Annotated in this window: 14 protein-coding genes; 3 read left to right on the top strand and 11 right to left on the bottom strand. The window is 62.6% G+C overall.

What is annotated here, in order from left to right; genetic code table 11:
- Positions 1 to 121 precede the first annotated feature (121 nt).
- From GC127_RS16985 to GC127_RS16945, 9 genes are all read right to left on the bottom strand, one after another.
- Positions 122 to 1252, bottom strand: a complete 1131-nt coding sequence (locus tag GC127_RS16985) for a Xaa-Pro peptidase family protein (RefSeq protein WP_151979093.1) — start codon at positions 1250 to 1252, stop codon at positions 122 to 124.
- Positions 1249 to 2280: a pyridoxal-phosphate dependent enzyme gene (locus GC127_RS16980; RefSeq protein WP_151979092.1), complete on the bottom strand. Its 1032-nt coding sequence runs from the start codon at positions 2278 to 2280 to the stop codon at positions 1249 to 1251. Before GC127_RS16980 ends, GC127_RS16985 begins: the two co-directional genes overlap by 4 nt.
- A 75-nt stretch (positions 2281 to 2355) precedes the next feature.
- Positions 2356 to 3144: a xanthine dehydrogenase family protein subunit M gene (locus tag GC127_RS16975; RefSeq protein ID WP_151979091.1), complete on the bottom strand. Its 789-nt coding sequence runs from the start codon at positions 3142 to 3144 to the stop codon at positions 2356 to 2358.
- 11 nt (positions 3145 to 3155) lie between these two features.
- A complete protein-coding gene (locus GC127_RS16970) occupies positions 3156 to 5519 on the bottom strand; it encodes a xanthine dehydrogenase family protein molybdopterin-binding subunit (protein WP_008283197.1) in 2364 nt (787 codons plus the stop codon).
- Between the two features lie 118 nt (positions 5520 to 5637).
- Positions 5638 to 6123, bottom strand: a complete 486-nt coding sequence (locus GC127_RS16965) for a (2Fe-2S)-binding protein (protein WP_008283199.1) — start codon at positions 6121 to 6123, stop codon at positions 5638 to 5640.
- A 116-nt stretch (positions 6124 to 6239) separates the two neighbouring features.
- Entirely contained in the window at positions 6240 to 7232 is a 993-nt protein-coding gene (locus GC127_RS16960) for a molybdopterin-binding protein (protein ID WP_151979090.1), read from the bottom strand.
- A complete protein-coding gene (locus tag GC127_RS16955) occupies positions 7229 to 8191 on the bottom strand; it encodes an XdhC family protein (protein WP_254700824.1) in 963 nt (320 codons plus the stop codon). Before GC127_RS16955 ends, GC127_RS16960 begins: the two co-directional genes overlap by 4 nt.
- A 5-nt stretch (positions 8192 to 8196) precedes the next feature.
- Positions 8197 to 9459: a VWA domain-containing protein gene (locus GC127_RS16950; RefSeq protein ID WP_151979088.1), complete on the bottom strand. Its 1263-nt coding sequence runs from the start codon at positions 9457 to 9459 to the stop codon at positions 8197 to 8199.
- Between the two features lie 58 nt (positions 9460 to 9517).
- Positions 9518 to 10426 carry a MoxR family ATPase gene (locus tag GC127_RS16945; RefSeq protein WP_151979087.1) on the bottom strand — a complete coding sequence of 303 codons (909 nt, stop codon included), beginning with the start codon at positions 10424 to 10426 and terminating at the stop codon, positions 9518 to 9520.
- 202 nt (positions 10427 to 10628) lie between these two features.
- Here GC127_RS16945 and GC127_RS16940 point away from each other — a divergent pair, with 202 nt between their 5' ends.
- The 3 genes from GC127_RS16940 to GC127_RS16930 are packed head-to-tail and all read left to right on the top strand — an operon-like array spanning position 10629 to position 13253.
- Entirely contained in the window at positions 10629 to 11579 is a 951-nt protein-coding gene (locus tag GC127_RS16940) for a phosphoadenosine phosphosulfate reductase (RefSeq protein WP_151979086.1), read from the top strand.
- A 54-nt stretch (positions 11580 to 11633) separates the two neighbouring features.
- On the top strand, positions 11634 to 12671 hold the full coding sequence (pyrC, locus tag GC127_RS16935; RefSeq protein WP_081508530.1) for a dihydroorotase: 1038 nt from the start codon (positions 11634 to 11636) through the stop codon (positions 12669 to 12671).
- Between the two features lie 18 nt (positions 12672 to 12689).
- Positions 12690 to 13253: a transposase gene (locus tag GC127_RS16930; RefSeq protein WP_254700151.1), complete on the top strand. Its 564-nt coding sequence runs from the start codon at positions 12690 to 12692 to the stop codon at positions 13251 to 13253.
- A 151-nt stretch (positions 13254 to 13404) separates the two neighbouring features.
- Here the strand turns inward: GC127_RS16930 and GC127_RS16925 are convergent, their stop codons facing one another.
- Entirely contained in the window at positions 13405 to 14277 is an 873-nt protein-coding gene (locus tag GC127_RS16925; protein WP_151979085.1) for a hypothetical protein, read from the bottom strand.
- Complete coding sequence (gene thyX / locus GC127_RS16920) at positions 14270 to 15178, bottom strand: FAD-dependent thymidylate synthase (RefSeq protein ID WP_151979084.1); 909 nt, start codon at positions 15176 to 15178, stop codon at positions 14270 to 14272. Before thyX ends, GC127_RS16925 begins: the two co-directional genes overlap by 8 nt.
- Positions 15179 to 15306 lie beyond the last annotated feature (128 nt).

Raw genomic sequence — 15306 nt, 5'->3', positions numbered from 1 at the left:
ACGGTGATAGCCGCAAGGCAGTCACCCTCATACCTCCCTGTTGGACTTCGGCCGAGCTTAGTGCTCGGCCTTTTTTTTCGCGCTGCCGGATTTTCGGGCAGACCGCTCAGATCCAGCCCGCTCAGATCACCGGCAGGTTGGGCGGTGCAAACCGGGAAAGCCGCTGCGCCCGTCCCTCGCGGATCACGATGTTTTCCTCATGCACCATGATCATCCCCGGCGCGACCTCTACCCCCGGCTCTAGCGTGATCACCATGCCGGGCCTCAGCACCGTGTGATCCTTGGCCGTAAGCGACAGGCCTTCGGTCAATTGCATCCCCAAACCATGGCCCAATCGCCCCGAGCGTTCATCCGCCCCGGTGATCCGCGCCATCGCCTGCCAGACGTCAAAGGCGGTCGCGCCTGCGCGCGCCGCCTCTTCCCCGGCCTCTGTCGCCTCGATCAACCGCGCATGCGCCGCACTTTGCTCTGCCGTGGCATGGCCAATGGCAAAGTTGCGATCATAGTCGCAAAAATAGCCATCCCAGACCGCGCCCGTATCCAGCATCAGCACATCGCCCGCCGCCAGATGTGTCTCTCCGGCGGGCGAAATCACATCCGCATAGCCCATCGGGCCCGCGCCTCCGGCAATATAGGGCACCCAATCTGCGCCTTTTTCCAGCAAGAGCCGCTGAAAATCGCGAAACACCGCGCTTAATGGCACGCCCGGTTGCGCAATCTCCCCCACCCGGTCAAAGGCCCGCCCCGCAATATCGCAAATATGCGCGATCTTGACGATTTCGGCCTCGGATTTGATGGCCCGCAGCCCCGCAACAATCCCGGCCTCGTCACGAAACACCAACCCGCTCGCGCGCTTGACCCGCTCAAACTCCGCCAAAGGCATGCGCAAGTGGCTCTCAGGGCCAGAGGGCACCCCCACCGGCCCGCCAATCTCGCGCAGCGTCTCGGCCAAGAGCGATACGCCATCATCTTCGGGGTCCGGGGCCGCCCATGTGCGAATATCGCGCACCCATGTCCGCCCCATCAGGGCCGCGCCAATCGTAGGGATAACCGCCACCGGATCACCCGACGCAGGCAGGATTAGAAACCAAGGGCGGCTTGGGCTTTCCCAGAACCGGGTCAGATAGCCGGTGAAATACCGGATTTCCGGCTCGGTTGTCAGCAAAAGCGCGCCCAGCCCTATCTCGGCCATGCCTGCTTGCGCCGCGCGCAGCCGCGCCTTGAACTCTGCCGGCGCGAACCCGCGCCTCACGCCTCTGGACCTTCGCTGAGAATACAAAGCACCCGCGCGCCCGCACCAAGCGCCAGCCCCGCAATCGCCGCCACTCCAGCCGCCCCCGAAGGCGTCGTCGCCAGCCCCTGTGCCGCCAACCCCTCAAGCACCCCCTCGGCCTCGTCATCCGTGATCGTCACGAACGCATCCGCATCCCGCGCCAATCCCTTGAGCGCGATCAGTGATGGCACCTTGCAATCAAGCCGCCCCATGTTGGACACCGGCCCGCTTGTCTCTAGGGCGCGTCCCGCGCGAATGCTCTCGTAAAGGGCTGGCGCGCGGTCAGGTTCCACCACGATGATCCGGGGCGCATCGCCCCAGACCTGCCGAAACCATGCCGCGCAAGCCCCCGCCAGCCCGCCTACCCCCGCCTGCAACAGAATATGCGTAGGCACTTCCGGCATCTGGCGCGCGGCCTCGTCAGCCATGGCCAGATATCCCTCCATCAACCGATGCGGCAAATCAAGATAGCCGGGCCAGGAACTGTCCGACAATAGCGTCCAGTCGTTGTCCATCGCCGCGCGCCCCGCCGCGACCATACTGGCCTCGTACTCTTGCCCCTCGCGCACCACCTCGGCGCCCTTGGCACGCAGTCGCGCGGCAAACCCCTCGGGCACGGTTTCCGCCAGATAGATCACCGCCCGCGCCCCGAATAGCCGCGCCCCTGCCGCAACCGACATGCCGTGATTGCCCGCACTCGCCGTCACATAGGTGCGCCCCGCCAGTGCGTGGCTCATATCCTCGGCCCCGGTTTCTGCCGCCTCATGGGCAATCACATAGGCCGCCCCCAGCGCCTTGAAACTGCCCAGCCCCATGCGCCCACGCTCATCCTTGGCCCAGACCTTTGGCGCAAATCCCGTTACAGGCACCAGCGGCGTTTCCGCCGCTGCCGGGCACCGCCCCAAAAGTGCTTGCCCCGCGCCCACATCCACGCTTGGCCATGGTGCGCCGGTCAGAACCGTCTCAGGCAATCCCTCACCGCGCCACGGATTGTCGATTTCTTGCATGTCGTCCCCTGTCCCTCATGAAAATGGCGGGTCCCGAGACCCGCCATTTCAAACCTCACCGCAGTCTAACAGCGCTCAGTGCGCCGCCGCAACCGCCCGCCGCGTCATCACACCAACCAGATGCGCGCGGTATGCCCCCGACCCATGCAGGTCCGAGATCATACCATCCCCCGACAGGGTCAGCCCCTCCAACGCCTCGGGCGAAAAATTGCCCGACAGCGCCGCCTCGGCCTCGGCCCAGCGGAACACACCTTCTTCCGACGCGCCCGTCACGGCGACACGCACACCCCCGGCGTATTTGGCAACAAACACCCCCACGAGCGCAAAGCGCGAGGCCGGTTGCTCGAACTTTTGATAGCTGGCCTTTTCCGGCACAGGAAAGCGCACTTCGGTGATGATCTCGCCATCCTCAAGGGCCGTGGTGAACATGCCTTGAAAATAGTCATCCGCCGCAATGGTCCGGTTGGAGGTGATCACCGTCGCCCCCGACCCGAGCACCGCCGCCGGATAACAGGCAGAGGGGTCGTTATTGGCAAGGCTCCCGCCGATGGTCCCGCGATTGCGCACCGCCGGATCACCGATATGCCCCGCCAGCCCCGCCAGCGCCGGATAGGCCCCGGCCCCGGCTGCCACTTCGGCATGGGTGGTGCCCCCACCGATGCAAAGCGCGCCATCATCAGCGGTGCAAATCCCCTGCATCTCTTTGATCGCCGACAGGCACACCAGCTTGGCAGGTGCCGCCAGCCGTTGCTTCAGCGTCGGGATCAGGGTTTGCCCCCCACCCAGCGCCTGTGCCTCTTCTGTGCCCAGCGCCGCAATGGCATCAGCGATGGTAGCGGGACGTTCGATATCGAATGCATACATGATCGCTCTCCTTACCCTTGCATCGCTTGCCAGACGCGCGACGGCGACAGCGGCATATCAATATGGGTGATGTTCCGCCCCGACCGTTGCAGCGCATCAATCACCGCATTGACCACCGCAGGCGGGCTGCCAATCGCCCCGGCCTCGCCACAGCCCTTCACACCCAAGGGGTTGTGCGTGCAGGGCGTCTGACAGGAATGATCCACCTGATAGAACGGCACATCATCGGCGCGCGGCATGGCATAATCCATGTAGCTGCCCGTCTGAAGTTGACCGTTCTCGTCATAGACGCAGGATTCCAGCAAGGCCTGACCAATCCCTTGACCAATGCCGCCATGCACCTGCCCCGACACGATCATCGGATTGATGATATTGCCAAAATCGTCCGCGGCGGCAAAGCGCTCGATCGTGACTTTCCCTGTGTCCGGGTCCACCTCAACCTCACAGGCATAGGCCCCCGAGGGATAGGTGAAATTCGACGGATCATAAAACGCCGTCTCTTCCAAACCTGGCTCGATATCCGCCAGCGGATAGTTATGCGGCACATAAGCGGCGAGGGTCACATCGCCCCAGGCCACCGATTTATCCGTGCCCGCAACACTGAACTTGCCATCTTTCAGCTCGATATCGGCCTCCGAGGCCTCCATCAGATGCGCCGCGATCTTCTTGGCCTTGTTGATGATCTTTTCGGTCGCACGCACCATCGCCGAGCCACCAACCGCGATGGACCGCGACCCGTAAGTGCCCATGCCCATCGGCGTATTGGCGGTGTCGCCATGCACGATCTCGACCATATTGGCGTCAATGCCGATCATCTCGGCCACCACCTGCGCGAAAGAGGTCTCGTGCCCCTGCCCGTGGCTATGGCTGCCGGTCATCACCACCAGACCGCCGGTGGCATTCACCCGCACCGTCGCACTCTCGTAAAGACCCGCACGCGCGCCCAATTGCCCGACAAGGTTCGAGGGCGCGATGCCGCAGGCCTCGATATAGCAATTGATGCCCAGACCGCGCAGCTTGCCCTTGGCGGCACTTGCCTCACGCCGCGCCTCGAAACCACCGAAATCCGCGATCTCTTCCAGCTTGTCCATCGTGGCATGGTAATCGCCGGTGTCATATTCCACCGCCACGGGCGTGGCATAGGGGAACTGGGTGATAAAGTTCTGACGACGCAGCGCGATGGGATCAACCCCCAATTCCCGCGCCGCCTTGTCGATCACCCGCTCCAATTGATAGGTCGCCTCGGGGCGGCCCGCGCCACGATAGGCATCCACCGGCACCGTGTTGGTGAACACCGCCTTGACGTTCACATAGATCAACGGCGTGCGGTAATTCCCCGCCATCAGCGTGCCATGCAGCCAGGTGGGCACCGAGGGCGCAAAGGTGCTCAGATACGCCCCCATATTCGCATAAGTATCGGTGCGAACAGCGGTAAAGTTGTTCTCGGCATCCAGCGCCAATTCGATCTTGGTCACGTGATCGCGCCCATGGGCATCGGTCATGAAGGCCTCGGACCGCGAACTGGTCCATTTCACCGGTCGGTTGAGCGCCTTGGCCGCAAAGGTGCAAAACGCCTCTTCCGCATAGTGAAAGATCTTGGATCCGAATCCACCACCCACATCAGGCGCCACCACGCGCAGCTTGTGCTCGGGGATGCCCAGCACAAAGGCCCCCATCAGCAAACGGATCACATGCGGATTCTGACTGGTGGTGTAAAGCGTCGAATCGCCCGTTGAGCGGTTGAAATCGCCCACCGCCACACGCGGTTCCATCGGATTGGCCACCAGCCGGTTGTTGATCAGTTCCAGCGTGGTCACATGCGCCGCCTTGGCAAAGGCCTCATCCACCGCGCCTTTGTTCTCTTCGACAAACCCCCAGTCATAGCAGAGGTTGTTCTTCAACTCGTCATGCACCAGCGGCGCGCCCGCCTCCAGCGCCTTCTTCATGTCCACAACCGCCGGCAATTCCTCGATGTCGAGTTCAATCGCCTCGGCGGCATCGCGCGCCTGCGCATAGGTCTCGGCCACCACGGCGGCAATCGGATCGCCGACATGGCGCACCTTGCCGCGCGCCAGCACCGGATGCCCCGGCTCTTGCATGACCTCGCCAAACCGGTCGGTGACCTGCCAGCCACAGGGCAGCCCGCCCACGCCTTCGAAATCCGCGCCGGTGAAAATCCGCAACACCCCCGGCATGCTCTCTGCCGTGCGCGTGTCGACCTTGTTCAGCCGCCCATGCGCCACATCCGAGCGCAGGAAATGCACATAGGCCTGACCCCGCAGATTGATGTCATCGGTGTAATTGCCATTCCCGGTCAGAAACCGGATATCCTCGCGCCGCTTGGTGCTGGCGCCAATGCCGCCGTCTTTTGGCATGACATTCTCCTCCCTGAATGATGCGGGGTTTCCCCCATCAAACCCGCAGCGCTTTCATCATTCCCCCAATACTCCGAGGGTGCGCCGCAGGCGCGGGGGCAGCGCCCCCTAATACGCCTTATTCCGCAGCGATCCGGCTCACGTCCTGACCACTGGCCGCCAAAATCGCCTTGACGATATTGTGATAGCCCGTGCAGCGGCAAAGATTGCCCTCGAGGTAATCGCGCACCTCAGACTCACTTGGTGTCGGGTTCTCTGCCAAGAGCGCCGCCGCCGACATCACCATACCGGGCGTGCAGAACCCGCATTGCAAGCCGTGATGATCCTGAAACGCCTGCTGAATCGGATGCAGCGTGCCATCCGGCTCGGCCATGCCTTCGATGGTCTTGATCTCGGCACCTTCGGCCTCGGCGGCAAACATCGTGCAGGATTTCACGGCTTTGCCATCCACATGCACCACGCAGGCGCCACATTGGCTGGTGTCACAGCCCACATGCGTGCCTGTCAGGCCAAGGGTCTCTCTCAGAAATTCGACAAGAAGCGTGCGGCCCTCGATCTGGCCCGACGCTGGCTTGCCATTCACGGTCATTTTGACCTCAGGCATTGGCTCCTCCCGGTTTGAATTGTCCGTCTCCTCATGAGACCTTAGTAGGAAAGGCCCCGCTGTCCAGTGCGACTAAAGCATGCCTCTTGCCCCTTGAGAACCCGGTTTCTTACCCCTCAGCCACGCCCGCCCCGGCGCGGCTGGGGCCGGGTGGGAATTTCCTTGAGCAAGCCGCCGACGCCCATCGCCGCAATCTCTGCCGCTCCGCAGGGCAGACCGCAGGCCACCCGCGCCAAAACCCAATCAGCGCCGTGCAGCACCGGGCTGCGCGCCGATCCGGGCAGGCCAATAACAGGCCGCGCCCCCAAGCGCCCCAGAAAAAGCAGATTGCCGGGGTCCACCGGCATGCCAAACCGCTCCACCTCTCCGCCCGCAGCGCGCAGCGCCTGCGGGGCGGTGTCAAACGGGTCCGACGTGGCCGAAGCGGTCAGAATCAGCACGATCTCGCCCTTGGCGCGGGTGATCGCCGCCGCCAGCGCCGCCTCGTCATGCGGGCAGATCAGCGTGTCCACCATCTCCATGCCCAGCCCGGTGACACGCGCCGCAATCGCATCGCGCCCCTTGTCCCCCGGCCCGCCGGGGACATCTGTAATGATCAGGCTTGCCGTGCGATACTGTGCCACCGCCAGCCGCACCGCGCCCCGCGCCGCCTCGGCCGCGCGTTCCAGCGCCGCCCTTGGCACGCCGTAGGCGATGATCTTGACCGTCGCGATCATACCGCCTTCGTGGATCTGATGATGCGGCACCACGGTGGCCACGGTGATCATCGGATCAACCGCATTGGCGGCATGGATCGCCGCCACATCAAGACAGACCACACCGGGCCGCCCCGCAATCAGATTGACCCGGCCTGTAAAGGGCGCGCTGCACGTCATCGCCTCGGCCCCCTCAGCCAAAGCCGCCGCCAATGCCGCCGCCGCGTCATTTTCATGCATGTCCTCGGGGTCCAGCATTGCTACTGTGACCGCCCGATACCCCGCCGCGCGCAACGCCGCGATCTGATCGGCGTCAAGCACAGCCCCTTTGCGCAACCGCCCCGTCCCCACCTGTTCGGAATGCGCAAGAATCGCCCCTTCGGCCCGGTCCAGCGGCACGGGGCCAAATTTCATGCGCCTTTCCTCAACACGCGCGTCATTTCGGCAAGGATGCTCACCGCGATTTCCGATGGGCCCGCCGCCCCGATATCCAGACCGATGGGGCCATGAATGCGCGCAATCTCCGCCTCTGAAAATCCCGCCTCCTGCAACCGCGCCACCCGCTTGGCATGGGTGCGGGTCGATCCCAGCGCGCCGATGTAAAACACCTCCGAACGCAGCGCCTCGACCAGCGCCGGATCATCCAGCTTGGGATCATGCGTCAACAGCACCAGCGCGCTGCGCGCATCCAGACCAAAGGCGCGCACCCCCTCATCGGGCCAGTCCTGCACCACCGTCTCGCCCGGAAACCGCGTCTGAGACCCAAAACTCTCGCGCGGATCAATCAGCAGCGGATCATAGCCCGCAATCCGCGCCATCGGCACCAGCGCTTGGGCAATATGCACCGCCCCGACGATGATCAGGCGCAGGGGCGGGTTGTGAATGGCCACGAAGGTTGCGCCATCCTCCTCAAAGCCAGAGCGGTCCATGCGAAACCGCGCGTCATGCCCCTCGCGCTCCAGCCGCCGCCCATCGGGCCCGGTGACATAGGCCACCGGCACGCGGGCATCCCGCGCCAGAACCAGATCGCTCAGCAGCGCCTCGGGCATCACCGATCCGATGGGCTCCACCAACACCCGGATGGTGCCGCCACAGGCCAGCCCCACGGCAAAGGCATCGCCATCCGATACGCCATAGTCCAAGAGCACCGGCTTGCCCGTCTCGATGGCCTCCACCGCCTCGAGCACAACCGCCCCCTCGACACAGCCCCCCGAAACCGACCCGGCAATCTCGCCCGCGCCAGAAATCGCCAATTGGCTGCCCACCCGGCGCGGCGCGCTGCCCCAGGCCTCGACCACCGTGGCCAAGGCCGCCCCCTTGCCCGCCCGATGCCAGGCAAGGGCTGTCTCCGGGATATCGTCAAAACGGTCCATCTTGCTCATCTCCCTTGCATCGCCGCCATCAGCCGTGCCTTTTCCCCACTGTCGTCGCGGCGCGAAATGGCCTCGGCCAGTTCCTCCAACGTGGCGATGGAATGGCCCGCCCGGAACGCATCGACATGCGGCAACATTGCCTTGATCCCTTGGGCCTTGGGCGCGAACCCCTCCCAGCGCAGCAGCGGATTGAGCCAGATAAGCCGCCGCGCCGAGAGATGCAGCCGCTCCATCTCGTGGCTCAGCGCCTCGGGCGCGTCGCGATCCAACCCATCGGTGATCAAAAGCACCACCGCGCCTTGCCCCATCACCCGCCGCGACCAATCGCGATTGAACGCATGCAGACAGGCCCCAATCCGGGTTCCGCCCTCCCAATCCTGCGCCTGTTTTCCAGCGGCAGCAAGGGCCGCATCCACATCCCGCGTTGCCAGTTGCCGGGTGATATTGGTCAACCGCGTGCCAAAGGTAAAGGCATGCACCCGCGCCCAGCCCGCCCCCTTGGTATTGGCGACAGCATGAAGAAAATGCAAAACCATCCGGCTGTATTGGCTCATGGAACCTGAAATATCGCAAAGCACCACAAGATTGGGCCAGCGCTCGCGCGGCTTTTGCCAATGCAAGCGGCGCAATTCTCCGCCATGGCGCAGCCCCGCACGCAGCGTGCGCCGCGCATCCAGCCGCGCGCCGCTCTGCGCCGCCATACCCCGCCGCGAGGCAAAGGGCTTCACCGGCAGTGTAAGCCGCGCCAACATGCGCTTGGCCTGCGCCATTTCCGCCGTGCTCATCTGTTCGAAATCAAGCCGCCGCAACCGTTCCTCGCCCGACATCGTGGCCGTGGCGTCGATCTCGATCTTGACCTCGTCGTCGTCGCGCTCGTCGATTTGGGGGGCATCCCGCATCACCCCATCCAACAGCGCCTCTGCCGCGCGCTTTTCGGCCGCCTGCGCGCTACGGTCCTCCTGCACGCCGCGAATGGCGGGCAGCATCATCGCCATCATATGTTCCACATAGCGCGGATCACGCCAGTAGAGGCGAAAAATCTGCGCAAAAACAAGCAGATGCTCGGGTCGCGTCACCAGACAGGCGCGCAGCGTGTAAAAGAAATCAATCCGGCTGGAAAAGCCCGCCATCGCCACCGCCCGGATTGCGTCAATCACCCGCCCGGGGCCAACCGGCACCCCCGCCGCCCGCAAGGCCCGCGCGAAATGCGTGATGTTATGCGTGAGTTTCGGGTCGTCCGGCAGGTCAAGCGGCGCATAGTCGGTCATGGCGCGACGTGGGGGCGCTGCCCCCACACCCCCGAGGTATTTTGAGCCAGCTGAAACATCACGTCGGCTCCAACCCCGCCCGCACTTCATCCAGCAGGCGCTTGGCCTCGGAGCCCTGCAATTTTGCGATATCGTCCTGATATTTCAAAATCGCGCCCAGCGTATCGGCGATCACCTCGGGGCTTAAGCTGATCACATCCAGCGCTAGCAGGCATTTGGCCCAGTCAATCGTTTCCGCCACACCCGGCTTCTTGAACAGGTCCTCGGTGCGCAACCGCTGCACAAAGGCCACGATCTCGCGGCTCAGAACCTCTGCGGCCTCGGGCGCGCGGGCCTGCAAAATCTCGATCTCGCGATCAAAGGTCGGATAGTCGACCCAGTGGTACAGACAGCGCCGCTTGAGCGCATCATGCACCTCGCGGGTCCGGTTGGACGTCAGGATAACAATCGGCGGCTCCGGCGCATGGATCGTGCCAAGCTCTGGAATCGTCACCTGAAAATCACTGAGCGCTTCCAGCAAAAATGCCTCGAACGGCTCATCTGTGCGGTCTATTTCATCAATCAGCAACACCGGCGCGCCACCCGGTTGTGGGCGCATCGCCTGCAAGAGCGGACGCTCGATCAGGAACTCTTGCGTGAAAAGCTCGTCCTTCAGATGGCTGCGGTCCACGCCCCCCGATGCCTCGGCGGCGCGGATGGCGATCATCTGCCCGGTGAAATTCCACTCATAAACCGCGCTTGCCGCGTCCAACCCCTCGTAGCATTGCAACCGGATCAATCGCCGCCCCAACGCCCGTGCCAGCGCCTTGGCGATCTCGGTCTTGCCGGTGCCGGCCTCCCCTTCCAGAAAGAGCGGGCGACCGAGCGTCAGCGCCAGATAGGTCACCGTGCCCAAGGCCCGGCCACAGACATAATCCTGCCCGGCCAAAAGACTTTGCACCGCGTCAATGGATGTGGGTTTTTGCACGTTGTCGCCTCCCGTCGCCCTCGCTTGCACCAGAACTGCATCGCAACCCCCGGCGGGTCAAGGGCGGCTATGGTAGGGCCTGGATGCCCCGCCCCCGGAATACCCATGGTTTCTCCAAAGTTTTGCCTGATTTCACCGGCATGATCCGTCTCAACAGGCCCGCATTCGAACGGTGCCGCTACGACCGAGGACAAGAGCGACCATGCAGGACAATGCCGACATCTTTGACGCCGACCTCTCCGGTCTGGATTGGGCCGCCTGGTGCGAGCGCGCCAACGAGCTTGCGGGTGAGGATGGCTATGCCGAACGTCTGGGCGAGAAACACGCCGCCGTGCTGATCGAACGCAAGCCCACGCTGCTTGTGTCTTTCGAGGCGTTTCATCGCCTGCCCACGCTCTCGCCGCAGGCGCAGCCGCTGGGCTGGGCCCTGACCAAGGCGTTGGGCTGGTCGCATCTCTGCCTCATCAGCGAGCGCGACACATGGTTTCGCGACAAGCGGGTCTATGGGTATTTCGACCGGCTGATCGACGATGGCTTCTTTGACGATTTCGAACAGGTAATCTTTTACGGTGCAGGCCCCTGCGGCTATGCGGCGGCGGCCTTTTCGGTCGCGGCCCCCGGCGCCAAGGTCGTCATGCTCAGCCCCCAAGCCACGCTCGATCCGCGCGTCGCCGAATGGGACGACCGATTCCTGCGCATGCGGCGGGTCTCGTTCTGCGACCGCTACGGCTATGCTCCTGACATGCTGGATGCCGCGGCCTCTGCCGTGTTGATCTACGATCCCGAGGTCGAGCTGGACGCCATGCATGCCGCCCTCTTCACCCGCTCCAATGTGATGAAATTCCGCACCCGTTATCTGGGGTATCAGATCGAACCGGCGCTGCTGCGCATGGGCGTGCTGTTCCGCCTGCTGGCCCAAGTCAGCGCCAACCGCCTGACGCGGCTCAGCCTTGCGCAGCTCTACCGCAAACGGCGCGAGGATACGCCCTATCTCGCCAATGTGCTGCAACGGCTCATGGCGGACGAACGCGATGCCCTGACCGTCCTGCATTGCCGCAACGCCATTGGCCGCGGCGTCGGCGGCCCGCGCTTCCGGCGCGCGCTCAAGCATGTGCAGACCAAAGGCCAGCAGACAGACCAATCAGACGACTAACACCCTCTGATCCGCCTCTGGTCTTGGCCCGCGCGATTGTGTATGCGCAAGCGCATGAGCCAGATCCTGACCCTCCGCCGCCCTGACGATTGGCACCTGCATCTGCGCGATGGCGCGATGCTGCGCGCCGTCCTGCCTGAAACCACGCGCCATTTCGCCCGCGCCATCGTGATGCCCAATCTGGTGCCGCCAGTGGTCACGGCGCAGGATGCCGCCGCCTACCGCGCGCGGATCATGGCCGCGATGCCCGAGGGCGCGGAGTTCACCCCGCTGATGACCCTTTACCTCACCGAAAACACCGACCCCGAGGATGTGGCCGCCGCCCATGCCAGCGGGCTTGTGACGGCGGTCAAACTTTACCCCGCCGGTGCCACCACCAATTCCGCAAGCGGTGTACGCGATTTTGACAAAGTGCGCGCCGTGCTCGAGAAAATGGCCGAAATCGGCCTGCCGCTCTGCGTGCATGGCGAGGTGACCGACCCCAGCGTTGACATCTTTGACCGTGAGGCGGTCTTTATCGACCGTGTGCTCGATCCTGTGCGCCGTGCCACCCCCGGTTTGCGCGTGGTGATGGAACATATCACCACCGCCAATGGCGTGGACTATGTGCGCGCCCATGACCGCGATCTTGGGGCCACGATCACCACCCATCACCTTGTGATCAACCGCAACCATATCCTCGTGGGCGGGATCAAGCCGCATTACTACTGCCTGCCCGTGGCCAAGCGCGAAGAGCACCGCCTAGCCCTGCGCGCCGCCGCGACCTCTGGCGATGCGCGCTTTTTCCTGGGCACCGACAGCGCGCCGCATATCGACCCGCTCAAGGAAAGCGCCTGTGGCTGCGCGGGCTGTTTCACCGCCACCAACACGATGTCCATCCTTGCGCATGTGTTCGAAGAAGAGGGCGCGCTTGCGCAGCTTGAGGCCTTCACATCGCTCAACGGCCCTGCCTTCTATGGCCTGCCCGCCAATGAGACCACGCTGACCCTGACCAAAGGCGATCCGGTCACATACCCCCAAAAGATCGATACCGCCGACGGGCCCGTCACCGTCTTTGACCCCGGATTCCCGCTCGACTGGCACGCCACTTAAGGGGCGGGGGGCTGAGGCTTGCTGGCGCGGCGCTCCGGGGCCTCGGCACCGCCCCCTCCCAAGGCCAGCAACGATTTCTTAACCCTGCCATGGTTCTCTGAAGCCATGTCCAATTACATCCGCCCCCAGATTGCCGGGGCCTGCGTCTTTTTCACCGTGACGCTCGCCAACCGACACTCACAGCTGCTCACCCGCGAAATCGCAGCTTTGCGCGCGGCGGTCCGGCGCACCAAAGCCGAACGGCCCTTCGCCATTGACGCTTGGGTTGTGCTGCCCGACCATATGCACTGTGTCTGGACCCTGCCGGACGGTGATAGGGATTTCTCGACCCGCTGGAGCGTGATCAAAGCCCGGTTCTCGCGCGCCATGCCCCCCACACCGCGCCGCCCCAGCCACGCAGCCCGGCGCGAACATGGCATCTGGCAGCGGCGGTTCTGGGAACATCATCTCCGCAGCGAAGCGGACAAAACCGCCGCAATCCGCTATTGCTGGATCAACCCGGTCAAACATGGCTTGGCCGCGCATCCCGAGGCTTGGCCCTATTCCTCGATCCACCGCGACGGCCCCGCCGATTGGCCATGACCCGCGCCTTTATGCGCTCCACCGCACTCGCCCCGTAGGGTGCGCATTCATTGCGCACCAATGGCACCGGCGCAAACCCCCGACCCCGCGCATGTGGTCCCTCTGGCGGAACGGTGCGCAATGAATATGGACCATTCCAAGCTACGGCTTGCTACGTGCTTTTGCAATTTCTCATCGAGTGTTGGGAATGACCTCTGGCAACTATTGCCAAGATACGCTGTGCGGATAATACGATCTCACCTATTTCAAAGCGTGTTCGCCGTTCACTAATATATCGGCTCATCACAAAATCTGGCAATTTGTCTAGTCTTTCTTTCATTTCCGGCACATTGAACCGACCATCGGATTCAAGGTACGGCAATGCTTTTTCAAGCCTATGACCAATCGAATTCTTTATAAATTCCCTGTTTTGTCCGAGCATTAATAGCGCTGACTTCATCGCTAACTCAGCGCATAAAAGTGCCGACTGAATTGCGCCCCTAAAATCATATGCTCCTATCGCGGTAGCCGCAGCGGCCTGATTGTGCAGAGCTGACAATTGGTAATACTCGCCAGCTTCGCCTTGAGGCTTGGAATACTTATCAAAAGGCATCAGACAACCTCCAATGTCGAAAACGTCCACGGCGGCATCTATAAATTTTTCCTCCTCTAATCTATTCTTACTCAAGCGTGCTCGTTGGTGTTCTGTGATGTCGGTTGCATCAAAAAGATCAAACCTAGCTGTTCCAAAAATTAACGGAACCTTTACACGAAAGAACATGTCCATGTGACATGTAAGACCGGAGTAAACACCATAGGAGATATCAGATTTCCGATATAACCCCTGATGTAGCGCTAAGATCCGTTTCATAAAAGGTGACTGACCTGGACCCAAGACAACCTGAACACCTAATTCACGACAAACTCGAATTGTTACTTGTAAGCCGCGAGAGTGAGGGGGCGTTCCTTTTAGGAAGCACTCACGATCAATGCGGTCAATTAAGAGCAACAATTCAGCATCTGAAATTGCCGGTGCATCACCCACCAATAACCCCCTCAAACTCCCGCCATTCCCCCTTGCTCATGCCCGAGGTCTCTTGCGTCACGACCTCGCCTTTCAGCATCCGCCGCACGCACTCCAGCGCGGGGGCAGACAAATTCGCGCCCCCCATGCGGTAATCCTCGAACGCCTTATAGGCATAGGGCACCCAATCTGCCACAAGGCGGCAAATCTCCTCGGCATAGACCCGGATTTCATATTGCGCATGGGCATCCGCCCGCAGGCGCAGGAAATGCAAAAGGTTGTGCAGATCCACCTTCCAATACCATTGCGTATAGATATTGGCGGGCAGGTTCATCCGCGCCAATTCCCGCGCCAGCCCCTGCTGGCCCTCCTGCGAAATCATGCCCTCGTAATGGTCATAGCAGCGCATCGCGTCCTCGGTCAGGATGCGCAACACGCGCTGCGCCTCCTCGCCCTCAAGCGCTGCCCCCCGCCCCTGATTGTTGGTGGTCGATTGCGCCGCCAGCATATCGGGCGCGGGGATGTAGAACTCGCGATCCAATATCGAATAGCGCGCGGAATACTCATTCACATTGGCGGTGCGATGCCGGATCCACTGCCGCGCCACGAATACCGGCAGTTTCACATGCAGCTTCAATTCGCACATCTCGAACGGCGTCGAATGCCAGTGCCGCATGAGATAGCGAATGAGCCCCTCATCATTCTGCACATGTTTGGTGCCCGCGCCATAACTCACGCGCGCCGCCTGCACGATGGCGGCATCATCACCCATATAGTCGATCACTCGGACAAAGCCGTGATCAAGCACCGGATAGGCGGTGTAGAGATGCTGTTCCATCCCCGCCGCCGTGGCGCGCAGGGTGCTATGGCTCTGAGCGCGCTGCGCGTCGATTTCGGCCTTTTGGTCAGGAGAGAGGGGCATGGCGAGGCCTTTCATCACAAGAACGAGTCGGAGATCACTATATCTTGGGGATACCCCCCACGCAAAGCCCATATCGGGTGTTTGCCCATGCGCCACAGCACAGCAGTTTTTGCAATCCGCAGATGTAT

The organism is Roseovarius sp. EC-HK134, from assembly GCF_902498815.1.
Lineage (GTDB): Bacteria > Pseudomonadota > Alphaproteobacteria > Rhodobacterales > Rhodobacteraceae > Roseovarius > Roseovarius mucosus_A.
The sequence above is the reverse complement of the archived record's forward strand: the minus strand, read 5'-3'. Positions and strand labels throughout refer to the sequence as shown.